The sequence below is a fragment of the Pseudovibrio sp. POLY-S9 genome (assembly GCF_001431305.1).
In the GTDB taxonomy this organism is placed as follows: Bacteria; Pseudomonadota; Alphaproteobacteria; order Rhizobiales; family Stappiaceae; genus Pseudovibrio.
In genome coordinates this window covers 1-20,672 of sequence record NZ_LCWX01000228.1, presented here as the reverse complement: position 1 = coordinate 20,672, position 20,672 = coordinate 1, and the positions used below count along the sequence as shown (strand labels likewise).

17 protein-coding genes are annotated in these 20,672 nt (G+C 52.3%); 10 read left to right on the top strand and 7 right to left on the bottom strand.

The genetic code is table 11. From position 1 onward, the window contains the following. The coding region (nadC, locus tag PPL9_RS31550) for a carboxylating nicotinate-nucleotide diphosphorylase (protein WP_082597054.1) at positions 1–591 on the top strand (591 nt) is incomplete at its 5' end. Positions 592–668: 77 nt separating this feature from the next. Here the strand turns inward: nadC and PPL9_RS22725 are convergent. Next, entirely contained in the window at positions 669–2,348 is a 1,680-nt protein-coding gene (locus tag PPL9_RS22725) for an electron transfer flavoprotein-ubiquinone oxidoreductase (protein ID WP_057464865.1), read from the bottom strand. A gap of 390 nt (positions 2,349–2,738) precedes the next feature. Between PPL9_RS22725 and PPL9_RS22720 the strand changes: the two genes are divergently transcribed. The 3 genes from PPL9_RS22720 to PPL9_RS22710 all read left to right on the top strand — a co-directional run bounded on the left by PPL9_RS22720 (position 2,739) and on the right by PPL9_RS22710 (position 5,069). After that, positions 2,739–3,740: a uracil-DNA glycosylase gene (locus tag PPL9_RS22720; protein ID WP_208989564.1), complete on the top strand. Its 1,002-nt coding sequence runs from the start codon at positions 2,739–2,741 to the stop codon at positions 3,738–3,740. A gap of 195 nt (positions 3,741–3,935) precedes the next feature. After that, positions 3,936–4,796: a S49 family peptidase gene (locus tag PPL9_RS22715; protein WP_057465016.1), complete on the top strand. Its 861-nt coding sequence runs from the start codon at positions 3,936–3,938 to the stop codon at positions 4,794–4,796. 72 nt (positions 4,797–4,868) lie between these two features. After that, positions 4,869–5,069 carry a hypothetical protein gene (locus PPL9_RS22710; RefSeq protein WP_208860103.1) on the top strand — a complete coding sequence of 67 codons (201 nt, stop codon included), beginning with the start codon at positions 4,869–4,871 and terminating at the stop codon, positions 5,067–5,069. An 86-nt stretch (positions 5,070–5,155) separates the two neighbouring features. Here the strand turns inward: PPL9_RS22710 and PPL9_RS22705 are convergent, their stop codons facing one another. Then, complete coding sequence (locus PPL9_RS22705; RefSeq protein ID WP_057464862.1) at positions 5,156–6,781, bottom strand: FAD-binding protein; 1,626 nt, start codon at positions 6,779–6,781, stop codon at positions 5,156–5,158. A 291-nt stretch (positions 6,782–7,072) separates the two neighbouring features. On the opposite strand from PPL9_RS22705, the gene PPL9_RS22700 reads away from it, so the two are divergent. The 3 genes from PPL9_RS22700 (at position 7,073) to glyS (ending at position 12,997) form a co-directional block, all read left to right on the top strand. Next, a complete protein-coding gene (locus PPL9_RS22700) occupies positions 7,073–8,029 on the top strand; it encodes a glycine--tRNA ligase subunit alpha (protein WP_057464861.1) in 957 nt (318 codons plus the stop codon). 248 nt (positions 8,030–8,277) lie between these two features. Continuing rightward, complete coding sequence (locus tag PPL9_RS22695) at positions 8,278–10,554, top strand: glycoside hydrolase family 3 C-terminal domain-containing protein (protein WP_057464860.1); 2,277 nt, start codon at positions 8,278–8,280, stop codon at positions 10,552–10,554. A 205-nt stretch (positions 10,555–10,759) separates the two neighbouring features. After that, complete coding sequence (gene glyS / locus PPL9_RS22690; RefSeq protein ID WP_057464859.1) at positions 10,760–12,997, top strand: glycine--tRNA ligase subunit beta; 2,238 nt, start codon at positions 10,760–10,762, stop codon at positions 12,995–12,997. A 62-nt stretch (positions 12,998–13,059) separates the two neighbouring features. Here the strand turns inward: glyS and PPL9_RS22685 are convergent, their stop codons facing one another. Continuing rightward, positions 13,060–13,971, bottom strand: a complete 912-nt coding sequence (locus PPL9_RS22685; protein WP_057464858.1) for a LysR substrate-binding domain-containing protein — start codon at positions 13,969–13,971, stop codon at positions 13,060–13,062. A 108-nt stretch (positions 13,972–14,079) separates the two neighbouring features. On the opposite strand from PPL9_RS22685, the gene PPL9_RS32730 reads away from it, so the two are divergent. Then, positions 14,080–14,250 carry a hypothetical protein gene (locus PPL9_RS32730; RefSeq protein WP_162531840.1) on the top strand — a complete coding sequence of 57 codons (171 nt, stop codon included), beginning with the start codon at positions 14,080–14,082 and terminating at the stop codon, positions 14,248–14,250. Positions 14,251–14,274: 24 nt separating this feature from the next. Here PPL9_RS32730 and PPL9_RS22680 read toward each other — a convergent pair whose 3' ends face one another. From PPL9_RS22680 to PPL9_RS22665, 4 genes are all read right to left on the bottom strand, one after another. Then, positions 14,275–14,769: an Mpo1-like protein gene (locus tag PPL9_RS22680; protein ID WP_057464857.1), complete on the bottom strand. Its 495-nt coding sequence runs from the start codon at positions 14,767–14,769 to the stop codon at positions 14,275–14,277. A gap of 120 nt (positions 14,770–14,889) precedes the next feature. Continuing rightward, a complete protein-coding gene (locus PPL9_RS22675; RefSeq protein WP_057464856.1) occupies positions 14,890–17,214 on the bottom strand; it encodes an NADP-dependent malic enzyme in 2,325 nt (774 codons plus the stop codon). Positions 17,215–17,332: 118 nt separating this feature from the next. After that, complete coding sequence (locus PPL9_RS22670; protein ID WP_057464855.1) at positions 17,333–18,013, bottom strand: ceramidase domain-containing protein; 681 nt, start codon at positions 18,011–18,013, stop codon at positions 17,333–17,335. 23 nt (positions 18,014–18,036) lie between these two features. After that, the gene (locus PPL9_RS22665; RefSeq protein ID WP_057464854.1) at positions 18,037–18,630 is read right to left on the bottom strand and encodes a glycosyltransferase; all 594 of its coding nucleotides are present in this window, start codon (positions 18,628–18,630) and stop codon (positions 18,037–18,039) included. Positions 18,631–18,815: 185 nt separating this feature from the next. Between PPL9_RS22665 and PPL9_RS22660 the strand changes: the two genes are divergently transcribed. Continuing rightward, on the top strand, positions 18,816–19,871 hold the full coding sequence (locus PPL9_RS22660; protein ID WP_244271732.1) for a PA0069 family radical SAM protein: 1,056 nt from the start codon (positions 18,816–18,818) through the stop codon (positions 19,869–19,871). Between the two features lie 53 nt (positions 19,872–19,924). Beyond that, entirely contained in the window at positions 19,925–20,581 is a 657-nt protein-coding gene (locus PPL9_RS22655) for a ribonuclease HII (RefSeq protein WP_057464852.1), read from the top strand. The last annotated feature ends 91 nt before the right edge of the window (positions 20,582–20,672 follow it).

The window sequence follows — 20,672 nt, the reverse complement described above, 5'->3', positions numbered from 1 at the left end:
GCCCGCATTCACGGTCCCGCTCGTGCATTGCTGGAAGCGGAACGTGTGGCTCTCAACTTTTTGAGCCATCTTTCGGGCATTGCGAGCGCTACGAACGCATTTCAACGCAAAATTTCACATACCAACGCAAAAGTGGTTTGCACCCGGAAAACCACTCCGGGACTGCGTAGTTTCGAGAAGTATGCGGTTCGCTGTGGCGGCGGTATGAACCACCGGTTTGGTCTGGATGATGCGATCCTGATTAAGGACAACCACATCGCCGTTGCCGGTGGTGTTGTCCCCGCGATTGAGAATGCTCGTGCTTTTGCCGGACACCTTGTGCGCATTGAGGTTGAGGTGGATACACTCGACCAGCTGAAGGAAGCCCTCACAGCCAAACCTGATGTGGTGATGCTGGACAATATGGGGCCTGATCTTTTGAGGCAGGCGGTTGAGATCAACAAGGGGCAAGCTGTGCTGGAAGCGTCTGGTACGATTACGCTTTCGACCATTCAGGCGATTGCGGAAGCTGGCGTTGATATCATCTCATCCGGCTGGATCACGCACTCCGCTCCTATTCTGGATCTTGGGCTCGATATTGAGATCGACTAGAGCGTTTGACAAGTTAAAATGAAAAAGGCCCGATCTGATGACCGGGCCTTTTTCTTGTTCTGATCTTATCCAACAGCTTACATGTTTGGATAGTTCGGTCCGCCTGTGCCTTCCGGAACGGTCCAGGTGATGTTGCCGTTCGGGTCTTTGATGTCACAGGTCTTACAGTGAACGCAGTTTTGAGCGTTGATCTGGAAGCGGGGTGGTTCGCCGTTTTCTTCCACCCACTCATACACACCAGCGGGACAATAACGGTTCGACGGACCAGCGTAGACATCGTGCTCAGAAAGCTTCTGCAAAGTCTCGTCGCGCAGCTTCAGATGGATCGGCTGATCTTCCTCGTGGTTGGTGTTGGAGAGGAAGACAGAAGACAGCTTGTCGAAGGAGATCTTCCCGTCTGGTTTCGGGTAATTGATCTTCTTGCATTCCTTCGCCGGCTTCAGGCTCGCAGCATCGGTTTTGCCGTGCTTCATGGTGCCGAAGAAGGAGAAGCCCATCAGCTCGTTGGTCCACATGTCGAGGCCACCGAAGACCATGCCCAGCAAGCTGCCAAACTTGGTCTGCAATGGTTTTACATTGCGTACCTTCCAGAGATCCTTGCCGATTTCGGAATTGCGCCATGCGCCGTCGAACTGGTCCAGCTCTTCGTGTGCTTCTCCACGGCCCAGCGATTCAACGACCAGATCTGCAGCCAGAATACCGGAGAGAACAGCGTTGTGAGAGCCTTTGATGCGCGGAACGTTGACGAAACCAGCGGAACACCCGATGAGAAGACCACCTGGGAAAGAGAGCTTCGGTACGGACTGATATCCCCCTTCGGAGATGGCACGAGCGCCGTACGAAATGCGCTTACCGCCTTCAAAGACGTCCTTCACACCCGCATGAGTTTTGAAACGCTGGAACTCATCAAACGGAGAGATATACGGGTTCTGGTAGTTGAGGTTCACAACAAACCCAACAGCAACCTGATTGTCTTCCAGATGGTAGAGGAAAGACCCGCCCTGAGTTTTACCGTCCAGCGGCCAACCCATGGAGTGCTGAACCAGACCCGGTTTATGCTTGGATGGATCTACTTCCCACAGCTCTTTGATACCAATACCGAATTTCGGATGGTCACTGTCGCGATCAAGGTCAAATTTGTCTACCAGCGTCTTTGCAAGCGAGCCACGGACACCTTCGGCGATCAACGTGTACTTGCCGAGCAGCGCCATACCACGCATGTAGCCATCTTTGTGAGATCCATCACGCGCAACGCCCATATCACCCGTTGCAACGCCGATCACCTTGCCGGAATCGTCGTAAAGCACTTCAGCTGCTGCGAAGCCTGGATAGATTTCCACGCCGAGCGCTTCTGCTCTTTCTGCAAGCCAGCGACAGACATTGCCCAGAGACACAATGTAATTGCCGTGGTTGTTCATGAGCTTCGGCATCAGGAAGTTTGGCAGACGAAGGGAACCAGCAGGGCCAAGCAGATTGAAATGGTCTGCTGTGACAGGTGTCTTGATCGGAGCACTCTCGTCTTCACGCCAGTCAGGGATCAGGCGATCGATGCCAATTGGATCAATCACCGCACCAGACAGAATATGAGCGCCAACTTCAGAGCCCTTTTCGAGCACGACGACGGAGATTTCCTCTCCCTTCTCCGCAGCCTGCTGCTTAATCCGGATTGCCGCTGATAGACCTGCAGGACCGCCGCCTACAATCACAACGTCGAATTCCATGGATTCGCGTTCTGCCAGAGTTTCCCCTTCAGACATAGTATTCTCCCTTTACACTTTATCCACTTCATTTCGCGTCAAATGATGTGGCAGCGCATTATTTTCCAGCACCTCAAGTGTCAAAACTTTATTTAGTCTCTGTGTAATTGAGCGGATACTATAGCGCAATGCGTTTTAAGGTGCATTCCGTCAGGTACCCCATCAAAAAACCTATCTACACCTTAAGGAATTATTGTAATTTCCCCAAGTTAACGTGAACCACTTTACACTGTTCCCCATTGAGTTAGCCCATTCTCGTTTTTCTATTGGACAGTTGCGCTTTCATAATGAATATAGGGCGGACTGGGCTGCTGCCCATCCATGGTGCATTGCAAAAGAGTTATTCCCTTTCGCCTGTGCCGACCTGTGTGCCACAACTAGTAAATGGCTATGTCTGAAGTTCCTGTCGCAAATGCCGCCGAGCTGGAGGCTTATCTGGAGTTTTTAAGCGCCGTCGGCGTCGACTGTGCGTTGGAAGATGCTCCAGTGGACCGCTTTGCGCAAACTCAGAGCCAGATGGAAAAGCAGGTGCAGAGCCGCCCTGCTCCGCAGCAGAACATCGCTCCAGTCAGCTCGTTCAGCGCACCAGAGCCAGCGCCGTCACAGTCCAAAAACCTCAGTGTTTCACCTGCTGAAATGGCCCGTAACCTGCGCGAGAATGGCGTCTCCGCAGATGCCAAGCAGGAAGCGAAGAAGATTCTGGAACGGCAGCGCGCTGCCAAGGAAGCAGCTATTACGACGTCTACACCAACTGCGGTGACAGACGCGAATGCTGTTATTCCGAATGCGGAAACAGTTGGTTCGGCCAGAACCGCCGCAGGTTCGGCGCAGTCACTTGATGAGCTTCGGAAAATCCTTGCAGGGTTTGAGGGCTGTAATCTGCGACTGACAGCAAAGAACCTTGTGTTTGGGGATGGAAGTTCCAAAGCACGCATCATGTTTGTTGGGGAAGCTCCAGGACGCGAAGAGGACATTCAAGGCGTGCCATTCGTGGGGCGTTCGGGTCATCTGCTGGACCGGATGTTGAAAGCTGCCGGACTTGACCGGTCAATGGTTTACATTGCCAATGTGGTTCCATGGCGCCCACCGGGAAATCGCACCCCTACCCCGCATGAAACTGAGATTTGCCGTCCGTTTATTCAGCGGCAGATTGAGCTGGTTGATCCGGAGATTGTTGTTTTCCTCGGGGCGGCCTCTGCCAAGACGCTCAGCGGTGCCCGTGATGGCATTCGCAAGCTGCGCGGGAAATGGCTGAGCTATGGCGGCGAGGGTACTCAGCGCAAGGCGATCGCGACTTATCACCCTGCTTATCTTCTGCGCAGTCCTGCTGAGAAAAGATATGCCTGGCGAGACATGCTCCAGATTCGTGCCGAGCTTGAAACAACCGAGTAATCCCCACTGTTTTGATGAGGCTCTCTGAGTTCTCAAGGTGTAGATTTGTTATGAGGATCACACTGTTGCGTTTTATTGCGTAAATTGCCATTTCTTTTGGCAAAAGCTCTTCTCTCCTGATGATTGCTGCCTATATTGGATGAAGTTGGTTACCCCAACGACATACAAGTTATCGACGCAAAGGAGAATTTTGAGTTGTTGAACAAGCTGCGCAGCTACCTTCCGGGCAAATTGGGCAAAGTAAGACCTATCGTACCCGTCGTCCGTTTGCATGGTGCTATTGGTGCTGCATCTCCATTGAAATCAGGTTTGAACCTGAGCAGTGTTGAAGACGCGCTAGAAATAGCTTTCAGCTTTAAAGAAGCTCCGGCTGTTGCCTTGTCCATCAACTCACCTGGCGGTTCGCCGGTTCAATCTCATCTCATCTTCAAACGCATTCGTCAGCTGGCTGATGAAAACAACAAGCAAATTCTTGTTTTTGTAGAAGATGTTGCTGCATCTGGCGGCTACATGATTGCACTGGCTGGTGATGACATCATTGTTGATCCGTCCTCTATTGTTGGATCCATTGGTGTCGTATCTGCCGGGTTTGGCTTTACAGAGCTTCTGGAGAAAACCGGCGTTCAGCGCCGTGTTTATGCCAGCGGAGACAAGAAGGTCACACTGGACCCGTTCTCACCGGAAGTTAAAGAGGACATTGAGCATCTCAAAACATTGCAGCACGAAATCCATGAGATGTTCATCGACATGGTGAAGAGCCGCCGCGGTGACGTGCTGAGCGATGACGAAAACCTATTTTCCGGCTTGTTTTGGACTGGAGCCAAAGCGCGTGATCTGGGCCTCGTAGATGGTCTGGGCGATCTTCACTCCACGATCCATGAACGGTACGGCAAAGAAACCAAAGTGAAATTTGTTGGCACCAAAAAGCGCTTTCTTAGCCGCTTTATTCCCGGTGCGAACCTTCAGGGAGGTCTGAATGAGGCTGCTGGCACATTGCCTGCTGCTGCACTTGCAACCCTGGAAGAAAAAAGCCTTTGGGCAAAGTTTGGTCTTTAAGTAATCTCCATAGGATTGCCTAAATTGCCAGAAATAACAATGCTTCACATAAGTGATGGAAGGAAAATGCAGATGACTGAGGTATTAGGAACTGTTGCTTTGATTGCAGGTGGATATGCTCTTTACAAAGCCGTAAAGAAAGAAATTTCCAATATGGCATTCAAGAAACAGCCTGCCTATGCAACTGCTCGCAAGCGTCCGGTTGACCCAGCATATACGCGTCTGGTTGAAGATCCGGCCACTGGCAAATACCGCCCTGTAAGCAACTACTAAGAGCCGCGCTCTAATCTTTGGCTGACAGGTGCCCGCATGACGTTTGGTCTGCGGGCCTGGTGACGTGGTAATGTTGCACGTATTCCTTATTTAACAGGAATAGACTGCGCGCTAGCAAACCAGTTTTGCGGATTCCAGTTTGATTTTATTGCCCGCAGGTTTCGATCTGCCGGACCTGTATCGTAATTTTCCAGAAAATAGAGATACATGGCATGATCTATGCCGGGTGAGTTCTCCCCATTTACTCCCAAACATGAATCTGGATAGTTGAAGTAACAACCGTCAACAATGTCGTCTGGATCGTTTCGTGGATCAGGAAAACCGCCATACTTGGCGTAAACATCAGCATACATTTCGTTGATCCAGCCAACATGGGCTTCCTCAAGCTGCTTGTTATCCTGTCCAATTGCCGCGTCATTGTCCCAATAGGTTTGGTATTGCAGTTTCATGATTGAGCTGCGTTGTGCGATTGGCGTTGCTGTGCTGGAGACCTGATTTATTGCACAGCCGTAACTGTCAATCTGGCACAGGCTCTGGCTCATATCGCTCAATGACACTCCATCCGGGACCTTCTGCAGATGCTCATGAAGCGCGGCGACCATGTCGTCAGTGAAGCCTTTCTTCATGTAAGCTGATTTGTATTTTCCAAACTGATTTGGACCGGAACCATTTGTGTTTTGAACGCCTTCCAGAAACGTGAAACGGCGAAGCTGGGCCGTTGCACTCACAGGACTGATAGCCTTTGCAGTGCCGTGCCATGGATGCCCGTTTATGGGCCCCGGCTCGGTTGATAGTCTTGTTATCTCGCCCAGTGTTTTCTTCTGGTCTTTGATCCTGTCATTCAAATAGGCCTCATACTCCTGTCCTTGAACCCCGAGTGATGGGGCATCAAAATAATAGGATGCGAAAACCATTTTCCCAGCAGCAAGATGGTTTGCATGGAATATGCCAAAGCTGGGCCACTTGGATTTGTCTCCGTCCTGCCCTTCCTGTGAGAACTGAGTGAAGTTGTCCAATAGTTGCTTGAGGACAGGTTCTGTGATGAGCAGGTTTCCATTTTCATCCTGCCAATCAAATGAAAACGCGGTGGTGTAAAGATATTGCGGTGCTTTCGGAGTGTCCTGGAAATAGTAGCGGGTGATAATGCCGAAGTTTCCTCCACCACCGCCACAGATCGCCCAGAACAGATCCGGGTGGTTCACGGGAGAAACTTTCTCATAGAGTTCAGGCGTTGGAGCCCCTTGAGGCATGATCACCACGTCCACTGCAGACAGGTAATCAACGGTCAATCCAAATGCGCGGGAAAAGAGACCATACCCTCCGCCAGTGATGTGCCCGCCTAGTCCGACTGAATAGCAGCTGCCCGCTGGTAGTGTGGTATCAAACATGATGTTGAACATGCGATACATATCCCAGTTTCCATAGCCGACATCGATGTAATACCCATAGTTTGGATCACTGCCCACACCGCGTAGCCCGGTCAGATCGATGATGTATTTTGTGCCCGCATTGTAGACGAAGTTCTCATAGCAGTGGCGACCACAGGTAATTTGCAATTCGCCTGCTTTTGCTCCTGACGCAATCACTTCTCTCCAAGCGGCTGTTACTTCTGCAGCTGAGGCAGGGGCGTAGACGCGTTTCAGACTTGGCGCATACCAGCGGCGGTCAAATCCTTGACGATCACTCAGAACAGGCAGGCGGGACATCACCATCGTTACGCTCTCCAGCTTTTATGCAGACTACAATGACCATGCCACTAAATAAGCTTTTTCCCGGGCTCAATATCCTTGATATTGTGGGGTATGGGCCTGCGCCGAAACACAGCTGCGATTCCGGAAATGAGCATGAGAAGAGTAATCCGCCTTACTCCCCGTCTTTTTCACAAAATATCTTTGATTTTTCAGGAATGCTTGACCTTCCCTGTTTGACGTGGCACCTGTGCCTCAACTTGGATTTTGCGCCGTTTCGGTGCAGTACATTTTGGATTTTCAGGAAACACTCCCATGTCTAGTGAAGCCGTTCCGGCACATATGCAGCCAACCAAGTCCTTTCAGGGTCTCCTCATGACTCTCCAGAGATTCTGGGCCGATCAGGGCTGCGTTATTGTGCAGCCGTATGACATGGAAGTCGGCGCGGGCACTTCCCATCCATCAACAACACTGCGTTCGCTTGGACCTCGTCCATGGAAAGTGGCGTATGTCCAGCCATCTCGCCGTCCTACCGATGGTCGCTATGGCGAAAATCCAATGCGCTTGCAGCACTACTATCAGTTTCAGGTTATGCTGAAGCCTTCTCCTGCGAACCTTCAGGAGCTGTATCTGGCTTCCTTGCGTGCAATCGGCATTGATACAGAAATCCATGACATTCGCTTCGTTGAGGATGACTGGGAGAACCCGACACTTGGCGCATGGGGCCTTGGTTGGGAATGCTGGTGTGACGGCATGGAAGTTTCTCAGTTCACATACTTCCAACAAGTAGCTGGTTTTGAATGTAAGCCAGTTGCTGGTGAGTTGACTTATGGTCTTGAGCGCATTGCCATGTATGTTCAGGGTGTCGACAATGTTTACGACCTGAACTTCAACGGCCTTGAAGGCGACGAGAAGGTCACGTATGGCGATGTGTTCTTGCAGGCCGAGCAGGAATATTCCCGTCATAACTTCGAGCATTCCGACACTGAAATGTTGTTCCGCCACTTTGCGGACCATGAGCGCGAGTGTAAGCGTCTGCTGGCAGCAAGCGCAGAAGCGATGGAGAAAGCTGGCGATGGCCTGCAGAAGGTTGTTATGCCTGCTTATGACCAAGCGCTTAAATGCTCCCACGTGTTCAACCTGCTTGATGCACGCGGTGTCATTTCCGTAACCGAGCGGCAGAGCTATATTCTGCGTGTGCGTGAACTTTCCAAAGCTTGTGGTGCAGCCTTCCTGCAGACCGAAGCTGGTGGTGTGGGCTACAAAGGCTAGTCCCAGTCAACATGATGAATTCTTAGTGCCGGGGCAGAAATGCCTCGGCATTTTTTGTTGTCACTTCTCTGCACTTCGACTCCTTGAAAGATGCCTGCTGATAATCAGTAGGTTTTCAGGACTGCAATCAAACGGATATTTTTAAAGAGATATCCTGTTTGATTTGCCAATCACTCCCCCTGTTGCCAGCTGCCTGCGTATCTATGCGCTGATCCAAATTGGGGTACATTCGCGGAGTTCTCTGTTCCATGACTGTCGAAAGTACCGAAGCGCATGAAGATGGCACTGCAGCAGCCTCTTCCGGTCCTCCGCCTGAGATGACTGCTCAACCTTCCTCCACGCAAAACCTGAGTGATGAGCAGATCGCCAATGCGATTGTTTCGCGGTTGAGCCGTGATGATAAACTGGCCATGCGAGACGGTGATCAGGCCTTCTGGCCGGGCGTTCGGGAGATGATGAAGAGCGGCTCTCAATCAGGTCCGTGGGCAGCGGGGGCGTTACCAGAGCATCACTTGCCAGGTGTTCATTATACAGAAGGCTCACGCGGGATCGTGCTGAAGGGCGCCACAACGTTTCCTACAGTGATTGCAAGAGCGGCAACCTTTGACACTGAGCTGGAAGAACGGATTGGCGCAATCATTGGATATGAGATGCGCGCCTTTGGTGGCACGTTGTTTGGGGGCGTGCCACTTAACCTGATGCGCCATCCGGCATGGGGACGAGCACAGGAATCCTATGGTGAAGACAGCTTCCTGATCGGTGCAATGGGCTCAGCCCTCGTTCGCGGTGTTCAACAACATGGCATGGCGTGCATCAAGAACTTTGCTCTGGCATCCATGGAACATTCCAAGCTTTCCCTCAATGTTACAGTGGGACAGCGGGCACTTTATGAGATTTATCTTCCTCACTTCAGGAAGGCGGTTGAGGCAGGTGCAGCGGCTGTCATGACGTCCTACAGTTCCATCAATGGCGAGCTTTGCGGACACAACAAAGAGCTTCTCACCCAACTGCTGAAAACAGACTGGGGGTTTAAGGGGTTTGTGCTGAGTGACTTCCTGTTCGGCATTCGCAACGCGAGAGAGGCTGCCCTTGCCGGCATGGATCTGGAGATGCCGTTCCAACTGCACTTTCACCAGCACCTGTCAGAGCTGATCGATGATGGAGAGATCTCCGAGGCAGCATTGGATGACGCCTGTTACAGGCTTATTCTGCAACAGCTCCGAGTGCTGCGGAAAGGCCGTTATGAGAAGACCCGCGTTGGTTGCGCCGAATTTCGATCTGTTGCACAGGAGGCCGCTGAGAAGTCGACTGTGCTCCTGAAGAACGAAGGTGGATTTCTACCTCTTAAGGACATTCAAAGCATTGGTGTTATTGGTCGTTTAGCGAGTGTCGCTAATACAGGCGACAAAGGAACGAGTGATACACAGCCGACACATATAACCACGCCGCTCGCAGGCCTTCGCTCCTACTACAAACACAAGATCGACATCTGGCAGGACAGAGGCCAGAACATCAATCGCGCCCTCCAGATCGCAAAACGAGCGGATGCCGTTGTGCTGGTGGTCGGGAATGACCACAGCCGTGAAGGTGAATGGGTCTCCGCTGATCTGGCAGCACGCTTTCATGAGGTTCTTCCTCAACCTCGGAACCGCGAAGAAGCGAAGATTGCCTCTCAGTTTTTACGCGCATTTGGTGGTGGAGGTTCTGCGGGCAAATCTCAGGAGTCCGGAGGAGCTGAAGACGGTTATGGTTCCGGCGACAGGCAGAGCCTTCGTCTGCCTCCGCACGATGTTGAATTGATCAAGCAGGTCTGTGCTGCAAATTCCAACTGTGTCGTGGTTGTTATGGGTGGCGGTACTATTTTGATGAATGAATGGCAGGATAAACCTGCTGCCATCTTGCTGCATTGGTATCCAGGGATGGAAGGTGGAACTGCACTTGCCCGAATTCTATCCGGCGAAGTCTCCCCCAGTGGCAAGCTGCCGTTTGTCATCCCACGACGAGAAAGTGACCTGCCTGACTTTGATCGCAATGCGCGTAAAGTGATCTATGACCTTTGGCATGGATACAGGAAACTGGACAAAGATGATGTCACACCGGCGTATCCTTTCGGGTTTGGTCTGAGCTACTCTCAATTCCATTATTCGGAACTTGGTGTTACACCGCCTGATGAGCTCCTTACTGGTAGCATTGACGTTCAGTTCTCCATCGCCAATATCGGGCAAATCGAGGCGGAAGAAGTTTCGCAAGTTTATATTGCCCTTAAAGGATCCGCAGTAGAACGCGCGAAACAGGAGCTGAAGGGCTTCCAGCGTCTTCGTATTCCAGCAGGTGAAAGCAGGCAGGTGACTGTCTCCATCCCGATTGAGGAGCTTGCGATATTTGATAGTGAACGCAACCAGATGGTGGTTGAGCGCATCGTCTATGAAGTGGTTGTGGGCAGCTCCAGTCAGGATCCCAACAGCCTGCGACTGGAACTCGACCTGTTTGGCGAACTCAATGAAACTACTGAGGAACCTGCGTAGACGGGCTTAGATTATCTCAGCGCTACAAAGTCTGATGCAAGGCAGCTGTTCACACCCCTGTTGATTGGTTGTGCCCGGCTGATGTTTTTTGCTCAATTACGGTTCCGCGCTGCCTATTGGGGGTGACAATGCCCTTGAGTATTGCTAGGCACTATCCACCTTAGAAATTCGCGATTGATTGACCAGTTAAAGGCGTCGTTCACCAATGCCAGATCTTCTCCTCGAACTCTTTAGCGAGGAAATTCCTGCCCGCATGCAGCGTCGTGCGGCTGAGGATTTGAAATCCCTCCTGACCAATGCTCTTGTTGATGCAGGTGTAACCTATGAAGGCGCGAAGGCTTATGCCACTCCACGCCGCCTGACACTGCACATTGCTGGCTTGCTTGCAGGCTCTAAAGCAACCCGTGAAGAGCGGAAGGGCCCTCGCGTTGGCTCGCCTGAGAAAGCATTGGCCGGATTCCTGCGTGGCGCAGGCCTTTCTTCTATTGACGACGCTGAAATTCAAAATGACCCGAAAAAGGGTGATTTTTACGTCGCTGTTATCGAAAAGCCAGGCCGGAAGACCGAGGATATTGTTGCAGACGTGATGCCAGACATCATTCGCAACTTCCCTTGGCCAAAGTCTCAGCGCTGGGGTTCTGGCAGCTTGCGCTGGGTTCGCCCGCTGCACTCAATCGTTTGTACCTTCGGTCCTGAGACCGAAGAGCCAGAAGTTATTCCGTTTGAAATTGATGGCATCAAATCAGGCAGGACCACCTATGGTCACCGCTTTATGGCACCTGAGGCAATCGAAGTGCGCCGCCTGGAAGACTATATGTCCAAGCTGGAAGTTGCCAAGGTTGTGCTTGATGCGGACCGCCGCAAAGACATCATCGATGTAGATGCGAAAAACGCGGCTATGGCGCTTGGTCTTGAACTGGTTGAAGATGCTGGCCTTCTTGACGAAGTATCCGGCCTCAACGAGTGGCCGACCGTGCTTATCGGTTCCTATGATGAGAGTTTCCTTCAGCTGCCTGACGAAGTCATTCAGCTCACCATTAAGGTGAACCAGAAGAACTTCGTGCTGAGCGATCCAGCAACATCTCGCCTCTCCAACAAGTTTGCATTGACTACAAATATCGTTGCAAAGGATGGTGGAACCAAGATCATTGCGGGTAACGAAAAGGTTGTTTCTGCACGCCTTTCCGACGCCAAGTTCTTTTGGGAAACGGACCTTAAGACCAAGCTGGAGAGCAACGTCTCCAAGCTGCAGGACATCGTGTTCCACGAGAAGCTGGGCACTGTGGCTGCCCGTGTTGATCGCCTTGAGCGTCTTGCTGCGGAAATCGCTCCACTCGTTGGTGCTGATATCGAGCAAACCAAGCGTGCTGCGCGTCTTGCGAAAGCTGACCTCGTTTCTGCAATGGTATTCGAGTTCCCTGAGCTGCAAGGCCTGATGGGTCGCTACTATGCAGAAGCACAGGGCGAAGATGCTGCTGTTTCTCAGGCGATTGAAGATCACTACAAGCCAGCCGGCGCGTCTGATGATGTACCAGTATCACCTGTTTCCATCGCTGTTGCTTTGGCAGACAAACTGGACATTCTTGCTGGCTTCTGGGCAATCGACGAGAAGCCAACCGGATCCAAAGATCCGTTTGCGCTGCGCCGCGCTGCTTTGGGTGTTATCCGCCTTGTGCTGGAAAACGACCTGCGCCTGCCACTTCGTGATGTTCTGGTTCAGAGCCTGCGCCGCAACCTTGCGGACATTGCAGCGGCACGCGGTGAAAGTGCGCTCTCCGATCTTCCATTCATCGGCAAAGGCAAAACCGGCGAAGGCGTTGTTAAAGACATCTTCTCCATGGTTTCCAAAGCGGCTGACGTGGTGCTGGCAAACGTTTCCGACAAGATCCCTGAGACCTCTCTGGAATCAGGTCTGATTGATGATCTGCTCAGCTTCTTCGCAGACCGCATGAAGGTGGTTCTGAAAGACAAAGGCGTGCGTCATGATTTGGTTGACGCGGTTCTGGCTCGTGGTGGTCAGGATGATATCAATCTGATCGTGAAGCAGGCAGAAGCTCTTGCTGGATTGCTGGGCAGCGAAGACGGCGTCAACCTGCTGGCAGGTTACAAGCGTGCTGCAAACATTCTGCGTGCGGAAGAGAAGAAGGACGGCAAGGCCTTTACAGGCAAGCCTAATGCTGCTCTGCTGGAAGAACAGGCAGAAAAGGACTTGGCAGCTGCGCTGGATAGCGTTCTGGTTGAAATCAAGCCGCTGCTTGATGCTGCTGACTTCTCCGCTGCAATGGCTGCTCTTGCCAAACTGCGCGGTCCTGTTGACGGCTTCTTTGACGACATCCACGTGAATGCTGAAAAACCGGAGGTTCGCGAGAACCGTCTGAAGATCCTGTCAGAAATTCGTGCAGCTGTTCATCAGGTCGCTGATTTCTCAAAGATCGCTGGCTAAGCTGACACCATAAGACATTTTAAAGCCCGGAACTCTGCTGAGTTACCGGGCTTTTTATTTGATTAGACTTTGACAGCTTTTTCGTACTCAACCGCCGTTTGTGCGATTTCTTCTTTCAGCCAATCCCGCAGCTTGCGAACACTGGGGCTGCGCAAGGCCCCTTCCCTGCAGATGAACCAGTAGGATCGTCCTGTTGAACAGCGGTGACCGAACGGGATCTTCAACTGACCTTGCTTCACAGCATTGGCGACCAGCGTATCCCAACCCAAGAACACGCCGTGACCAGCAATTGCAGCGTCCATGCAGAGCGATGCGTTGGAGAAGCCATGACCTCTTGGAAGCTGGCTTTCTTTGAGACCAAACGGGGCCAGCCAGTCGCTCCAACGGTAATAGGAGTTATAGTCGCGGATGATCACTTCATTCAGAAGATCCCGTGGCTCTTTGAGGCGCTCCGCGATTTCAGGAGAGCAGACCGGATAGATGAAATGCTCACACAAGCGCTCTGAGTAAACATCATCAGGCGCTCGTTTATGGACGCGGACACAGGCGTCTACATCGGAATGATTGAGGTTCACCAACTGGTCATTGGCATCCAGCCTGAGGTTGATGTCCGGATTGGCTTTCATGAAGCTGCTCAGGCGCCAGACCAGCCATTTCTCAGCCAGCAGCGGAGCTACAGATAGAAAGAGGCTTTCTTCTCTGTCCCGGTCTGCCAACGCGACAGCCTCTGAGATTTGCTTGAGGCCTGATGTGAGTTCGTGACAAATCTCGGCGCCAAGGCTGGTCAGCTTCAATCCGCCTGTCTCTCGAGTGAACAGCGGGCGGCCCAACTGATGCTCGGTTTTGTGCAGTTGCTGGCTGACGGCGCCGGACGTAATGCCCAACTCTTCAGCCGCATTTTTCAGGGAGCCCAGGCGCCCGACGGCTTCAACAACGCGAAGGCCAGCGAGGCTGACTTGATTGAGATTTTTCATCGAGGACAGTTCCGAGCAGTAAATCTAAACCGGGGTTTAGTTATTCCAGATAGCACTTGCAATGCAATTGACGCATTGTCGCTCCATCAAGTCACAAAGGAAATGACAATGAAAAATCTTTTTAAAGATCTGTTGCGCGGCAAATCCCCCCGAAAGACCAAAGCAGCTGCAGGCTCAAAGCCTTATTGTGCTGACCCACTTTCACACCCTGCTCTTCAGCGAATGGATACCCGCGAAATTGGTGATGTTTACATCAACCCAGAAAAAACGCTGCCTTAAGAGCAGCGTTTTTTATTTTGTCCCTCAATACGGGATACCAATCTTTTTAAAAATGAAATGCATAAGCCAGGCAGGTCCAACCAACAGGAACTGCAGATCTTTAAAGAAAGACGGCTTTTTCCCCTCAATATGATGGCCGATAAACTGGCCGACCCAAGCAATCACAAACACTGCCAATGCTGTCTGCCAGAGTGGGATGCCAAGCCCAAACTGCTGATAAGTCATGTTAATCCAGATCATCAACGCTGAGAAAACGGCCATGCCGATTGCCAGCGTGATGGACAATGACAGGTAGTAGATGATCGATAGCCCCAGCCCGATCGTGCACCAGTTCAACCACGGTGAGATGTTCGACAACCCGATCGGTGTTGGAACAGACCACAGCAGTGCGGTTACCGTCCAGAAAATGACCGGCACACAGATCCAGTGAATGGCCTTGTTTTTGTGATTTTGGTGGCTTTCGCCGTACTCGCCCAGCAGGCGATCAATGCGACGCCCGGTTGCTTCTGAAAAGCTCATACTACCCTCCCCGTAATATCAAGCGGTATCAATGCAATCAGCATGCCGTAAGGGGAAGGTATTTTCAAGCTGACAAAACTTCGGCGGGCATATTAACCAGTGCCCGCCGAAGGAGTTGTTTTAGCTATGTGGTGCCAGGCAAACGCCTGCATTCTGCTTACGACATTGTGCATCAACAGCTGAAAGTGCTGTCATATTTACGATGCCGCGTGAGGTCACGGATGGCGTGATGATGTGAGCAGTTTTCTTCGCACCCAGCAAAATTGGACCAACATGAAGCGCGTCTGTCATTGCTTTGATGAGGTTCAATGCGATGTTGGAGGCGTCCAGAGTTGGGAACACCAGCAGGTTCGCTGGACCGGAGATATGCGCATCTGGCATGTAGCGTTTCAGGATTTCCGGCTTCAACGCAGCATCACCATGCATTTCACCTTCAGCTTCCAGCTCTGGCAGCTGTTTCCAAACCATCTGCAGGGCTTCCCGCATCTTGTTGGAGGTTTCTGACGGACGGGAGCCGAAGTTGGAGTGGGACAGCAGCGCAACACGCGGTGTGATGCCGAAGCGCTTGATCTGCTCAGACGCCAGATGTGTGATCTCTGCAATCTCTTCAGCAGATGGACACTCAGTGACGTAAGTATCTGCAAGGAAGTACGCACCGCTGGAGTTGATCAGCAATGAGAGCGTTGAGAAATCCGTTACACCTTCGGAACAACCAATGATGTTGTTGATGTCACGCAGATGCTTGTCAAAGCGGCCTTCGAGGCCTGTGATCAGCGCATCAGCTTCTTCTCTATGCAACGCCAGTGCACCAATGACAGTGGAGTTTGTACGCACCATCGTTCTGGCAGCTTCCGGCGTTACGCCTTTACGGCCAACCAGTTGCACCAGTGTGTCAACATAGGAACGGTAGCGTGGATCGTCTTCCGGGTTCACAAACTCAAAATCTGTACCCGGGCGAATGCGCAGGCCGAAGCGCTCACAGCGGTTTTCCAGAACCTGCGGACGACCAATGAGGATTGGTGTCGCGAGGCCCTCTTCCAGCACCACCTGAGCGGCGCGCAGCACACGTTCGTCTTCACCATCAGCGTAGATAACGCGCTGCTTATCTGCCTTTGCCTGTGCGATGATTGGCTTCATCACCATACCAGAGCGGAACACGAAGCGGTTCAGCTTATCCATGTAGGCGTCGAAATCTTCGATCGGGCGGGTTGCGATGCCAGTTTCCATGGCAGCTTTTGCAACAGCAGGAGCAATGCGCAGGATCAAGCGGTTATCGAACGGGGATGGAATGAGGTAGTTCGGGCCGAATGTGTGGGTGACACCGCCGTAGGCTTTGGCCACCACATCGGTCGGTTCTTCCCGTGCCAGAGCGGCAATTGCCTCAACAGCGGCCAGCTTCATTTCTTCGTTGATGGCCGTTGCGCCAACATCCAGAGCACCGCGGAAGATGTATGGGAAGCAGAGGACGTTATTCACCTGGTTCGGGTAATCCGAACGACCTGTACACATGACCACATCGTCACGAACAGCCAGTGCATCTTCCGGCATAATTTCCGGGTTCGGGTTGGCAAGGCCCATCACCAAGGGGCATTTTGCCATCTTGGCGACCATCTCCGGCTTCAGCACACCAGCTGCTGACAAGCCGATGAAGACGTCAGCGCCTTCGATGATATCATCCAGCGTGCGCTTGTCGGTTTTCTGCGCAAATACGGATTTCCATTCATCCATAAGGGCTTCGCGGCCTTCGTAGACAACACCCTCGATGTCAGAGACCCAGATGTTCTCGCGCTTTACACCGGAGGACACCAGCAAGTTAAGACAGGCCAGCGCTGCAGCGCCCGCGCCGGAAGCAACGACTTTAATCTCATCCAGCTTTTTGCCGGAGAGCTCCATGCCATTGCGCACCGCAGCTGACACGATGATCGCGGTACCGTGCTGATCATCATGGAAAACCGGGATATTCATTCTTTCGCGCAGGCGTTTCTCGATCTGGAAACACTCTGGCGCTTTGATGTCTTCCAGGTTGATACCGCCGAAAGTTGGCTCCAAAACGCCAACTGCATCAACGAACTTATCAACGTTGGTCTCGTCGACTTCGATGTCGAATACATCAATGCCAGCGAACTTCTTGAAGAGGACAGCCTTACCTTCCATCACCGGCTTGGATGCCAAAGGACCAATCGCGCCTAAACCCAGAACTGCGGTACCATTGGAGATGACACCAACAAGGTTTTGACGTGCGGTATAGTCAGCCGCTTTTGACTCATCCTTATGGATTGCCAAACACGGAGCAGCCACACCCGGAGAATAGGCAAGCGCCAAATCTCGCTGGTTTCCCAATGGCTTAGTTGCCTGAATTTCCAATTTACCCGCGCGCGGATACTCATGGTAAAAGAGCGCTTGTTCATCGAGTTCGCCGGAGGTAGGGCGTTTTTTGTCCGTCATCGTCTATTCTTGCCTGACCGAGTGAATGAGCGGCTCGCCACCGGGAATCACTATGACTTCCGGTTCAGATGTCGCAGTTTTGCAAAAACTAGACCATCGCCTAGGATTTTGCAGTATCTCAATACGTCTTAAAGCGTATAAATGCGCGAATTAGAATAAGCAAAACAATTGCATTCAAAATATGCCACAAGGAATGTGTTCCAACTGGCAAAATCGAGCAAATTGGCTCGTCCAAAATCCGGAAACTCATCGAAAGTGCGAAGACTACGCCTGCGGCTAACAGAGCGTTGGATGTTTGCCTTTTTTTGCTGCGGGTCAGGCCTGCAAAAAGCAGGATTGCGAGGAGTGCCGGGAAGTAGCCAGCAGTGGATCCGAGTATCCCCTCAAACAGCCTTGGGCCAAATGCCATTGCCCCAAAGAAGAGCAGCGTTGCGCCCAGTGATATCAAGAGGTTGGCATCCATGTATCGACGCGTGGCAAGGTAGAAGTAAACCAGCATGAAGATCGCAATCGGGATGACATCAGCCAGCATTGACCAGAGGGTTGCGAAGGTGTGGAACAGGAATGAGCCAATCCCAATTATGGTCAGCAGAGCAATGAGAACCAAAGCTGCGTTATCTTGTGCGTTGGTTTGCGTTGAATGCGTTTTTTTTGCGTTACTGCGTGCGTTCAACCAGAATTGAAGGGCAATCAGCGCGGCAATGATAAAAGCAGCGTTGCTCGCTGCATTGAGTGGCTCAGACCAGAATGCATCGGAGGTGCGCTCGCAGTATTGGTTCAGGTGTCGATTCCAATCCATGAGCCCTCCAAGCTGGTACCGCGTTATCTCGCCGTATTTTGAAAGATCACTGTACCGTTCAACCAATGGACCCGGCTAGCCCTCAAAACCTTCTGGAGCTGATCTTGCCGGTTCATTCCTGACGCGTTCGCCAGCGCTTGTTGCAGGTGGTCTTTGTAGATCAGCATGGGGAGCTGGTGGCATGATGCTTTTAGCAAGCGATGCGTGAGGGTGATAAGTTTCTGCTTGAGCTGTGCCACAGTGCCGAATTCTTCTGTGCGGCTGGGAAACACACCGACCAGATTCTGCTCAGTTCCGACCCGCTCCGCGCGCTCTATGAAGGATACGGCTTCTGCCTGCCAGCCCGCTTGCAGAATAGCGCCGGGCTGAATGAGCAAAACCCAGTTGGAACGGGTGCACCGTTTGAGCCCTTCGGCCAGAGCGAAACCAGATTTTGAGGTGGTGCTGACGAAATCCGCACCGCTGGCATCCGCGACAATCTCGGTCCCATCAGATGAGCCTTCGTCGGTGATAATGACTTCTTTCAGGATGCCTTCTGCGGAAGCCGGAACCAGAGCGGACAGGGTGAGCACCAGCCGGTGCTCGCTGTTATAGGTGGGAATAAGTGCGCTAATCATTCCAACAGCTTACAGTGATTTGCCTTATCTTTGGAAAGTAAAGGCTTGCAAATCCAGATATTTTGAGCAATGTTCCACTTATGTTCTCATAAGAAGATGAAAGTGCATGCCCCATGTCAACTGCACAAAATCACAGGGCCGAAACTGTGGCCGCTGATCCTTTGGGATCTTCGCTCCCGGTCAACATGACAGGTCGGGGCCGTGCGGCACATTCCAACAAAGCTGGCCGGTTTGAGGCGGAAAGCCGGGAACTGATGGATGATGGCTGGGGAACAATTGATGAACTTCCGCCGATCAAGACAGAAGTGCAGATTGAGACTGCGCGGCATGTGATCACCAAGAACAGCTCTCCTGACCTGCCTTTTGATCGCTCGATCAATCCGTATCGGGGCTGTGAGCATGGCTGCATCTACTGCTTTGCGCGGCCAACCCATGCGTATATGGGCTTGTCGCCAGGGCTGGATTTTGAAAGCCGCTTGTTTGCCAAGCCCAATGCAGCACAGGTGCTGGAGCGGGAGCTGGGTGCATCCTCTTATCAACCCAAACCCATTGCGATTGGCACCAACACTGATCCCTATCAGCCGATTGAACGCACGCACAAAATCATGCGCGATGTTCTGGAGGTTTTGAACAAGACGGGCCATCCGGTGACCATTGTCACCAAGTCAGCGCTGGTCATGCGGGACATCGATATTCTCAGCGAAATGGCAGAGCGTAATCTGGCAAAGGTGGCAATTTCTGTGACCACACTGGACCGGAAGATCGCGCGGAGCCTTGAACCGCGCGCGTCAACGCCGCCTCGCCGTTTGCAAGCGATCAAGGCACTGTCTGATGCGGGTATTCCAACCGCTGTGCTGGCAGCTCCGATCATTCCTGGACTGACGGATCATGAACTTGAGAGCATTCTTGAGGTTTGTAAGGAGCATGGTGCGACAGAGGCCAGTTACATTTTGCTGCGCCTTCCTCGAGAGGTTTCTGAACTCTTCAAGGAATGGCTTTTGCGGGAAGCTCCGGGCAGTTACCGGCGTGTGCTGAGCCTTTTGCGTTCCATGCGTGATGGAAAGGACTATGACGCTCAGTGGACGCAGCGCTTCAAGGGTAAAGGTCCTTACGCTGACCAGCTGGCAAAGCGCTTTCAGCTGGCGTGTAAGAGCAAGGGTTTATCCTCGCGCTCAATGAAGTTGTCCTGTGACCATTTCATCAAACCAACTTGCGGCGGTGTGCAGCTTTCATTGTTGTAGACGAGGCGTGTTTTGATGCTTGAAAGCTGCCGGGCTGCATGGCAATGAGGGGCATGTCGTATTTTGCAAACTCCCTCTTTGATATCGCCTTTCCTGATGCTCCTGACCTGCGCTTTGAGCGCTCTGTTGAGCAAGACCTGCAAGGGCGGTTTGCCGGTATTGATGAAGCCGGGCGCGGGCCATGGGCTGGCCCTGTGGTGGTTGCAGCAGCCAGCCTCGATTACGACAACCTGCCAGAGGGACTGAACGATTCCAAGAAGTTGACCGAGGCCAAGCGCGAGGAGCTCTTTGAGCAGATCCTTGAGATGGCTGATGTGAGTGTGTGCGTGCAAAGTGCGCAGACCGTTGACCGGATCAACATTCGCGAAGCAACCTTGCAGGGCATGCGCACCTGCGCCCGCTCGCTCAGCGTTCCGGTGAAACGGTTCTTCATTGATGGCAAGGATGTGCCCCATCACCTGCCGCAGGAAGGGCAAGCGCTGATCAAGGGTGATGGCCGCTGCCTCGCCATCTCAGCTGCTTCTATCGTTGCCAAGGTGACGAGAGACCGTCTGATGGTGAAGATGGACAGGTACCTCCCGGAGTACGGCTTTGCCAAACACAAAGGCTACGGCACCAAACAGCATCAGGAGGCGCTGGCAGCACACGGCGTAACCCCGCTCCACCGCTGTTCTTTCCGACCTATTCGGGAGATGATTGAGGGAAGCTAAAGCGTTTCGAGATTAATTTGAGATGCATCCTGCGGCTTTGAAGTAGTTCCAGCATTCTGTCGGATTGTAGAGGTCGCAGATTTCCCCGATG

Excerpts from the sequence above, each read along its gene's own strand:
- glyS (WP_057464859.1), top strand. The coding sequence starts at position 10,760 with ATGCCAGATCTTCTCCTCGAACTCTTTAGCGAGGAAATTCCTGCCCGC.
- PPL9_RS32730 (WP_162531840.1), top strand. The coding sequence starts at position 14,080 with ATGAAAAATCTTTTTAAAGATCTGTTGCGCGGCAAATCCCCCCGAAAG.
- PPL9_RS22665 (WP_057464854.1), bottom strand. The coding sequence starts at position 18,630 with ATGATTAGCGCACTTATTCCCACCTATAACAGCGAGCACCGGCTGGTG.
- PPL9_RS22675 (WP_057464856.1), bottom strand. The coding sequence starts at position 17,214 with ATGACGGACAAAAAACGCCCTACCTCCGGCGAACTCGATGAACAAGCG.
- PPL9_RS22655 (WP_057464852.1), top strand. The coding sequence starts at position 19,925 with ATGTCGTATTTTGCAAACTCCCTCTTTGATATCGCCTTTCCTGATGCT.
- PPL9_RS22700 (WP_057464861.1), top strand. The coding sequence starts at position 7,073 with ATGTCTAGTGAAGCCGTTCCGGCACATATGCAGCCAACCAAGTCCTTT.
- PPL9_RS22660 (WP_244271732.1), top strand. The coding sequence starts at position 18,816 with ATGACAGGTCGGGGCCGTGCGGCACATTCCAACAAAGCTGGCCGGTTT.
- PPL9_RS22695 (WP_057464860.1), top strand. The coding sequence starts at position 8,278 with ATGACTGTCGAAAGTACCGAAGCGCATGAAGATGGCACTGCAGCAGCC.
- PPL9_RS22705 (WP_057464862.1), bottom strand. The coding sequence starts at position 6,781 with ATGGTGATGTCCCGCCTGCCTGTTCTGAGTGATCGTCAAGGATTTGAC.
- PPL9_RS22685 (WP_057464858.1), bottom strand. The coding sequence starts at position 13,971 with ATGAAAAATCTCAATCAAGTCAGCCTCGCTGGCCTTCGCGTTGTTGAA.
- PPL9_RS22720 (WP_208989564.1), top strand. The coding sequence starts at position 2,739 with ATGTCTGAAGTTCCTGTCGCAAATGCCGCCGAGCTGGAGGCTTATCTG.
- PPL9_RS22670 (WP_057464855.1), bottom strand. The coding sequence starts at position 18,013 with ATGGATTGGAATCGACACCTGAACCAATACTGCGAGCGCACCTCCGAT.
- PPL9_RS22725 (WP_057464865.1), bottom strand. The coding sequence starts at position 2,348 with ATGTCTGAAGGGGAAACTCTGGCAGAACGCGAATCCATGGAATTCGAC.
- PPL9_RS22680 (WP_057464857.1), bottom strand. The coding sequence starts at position 14,769 with ATGAGCTTTTCAGAAGCAACCGGGCGTCGCATTGATCGCCTGCTGGGC.
- PPL9_RS22710 (WP_208860103.1), top strand. The coding sequence starts at position 4,869 with ATGACTGAGGTATTAGGAACTGTTGCTTTGATTGCAGGTGGATATGCT.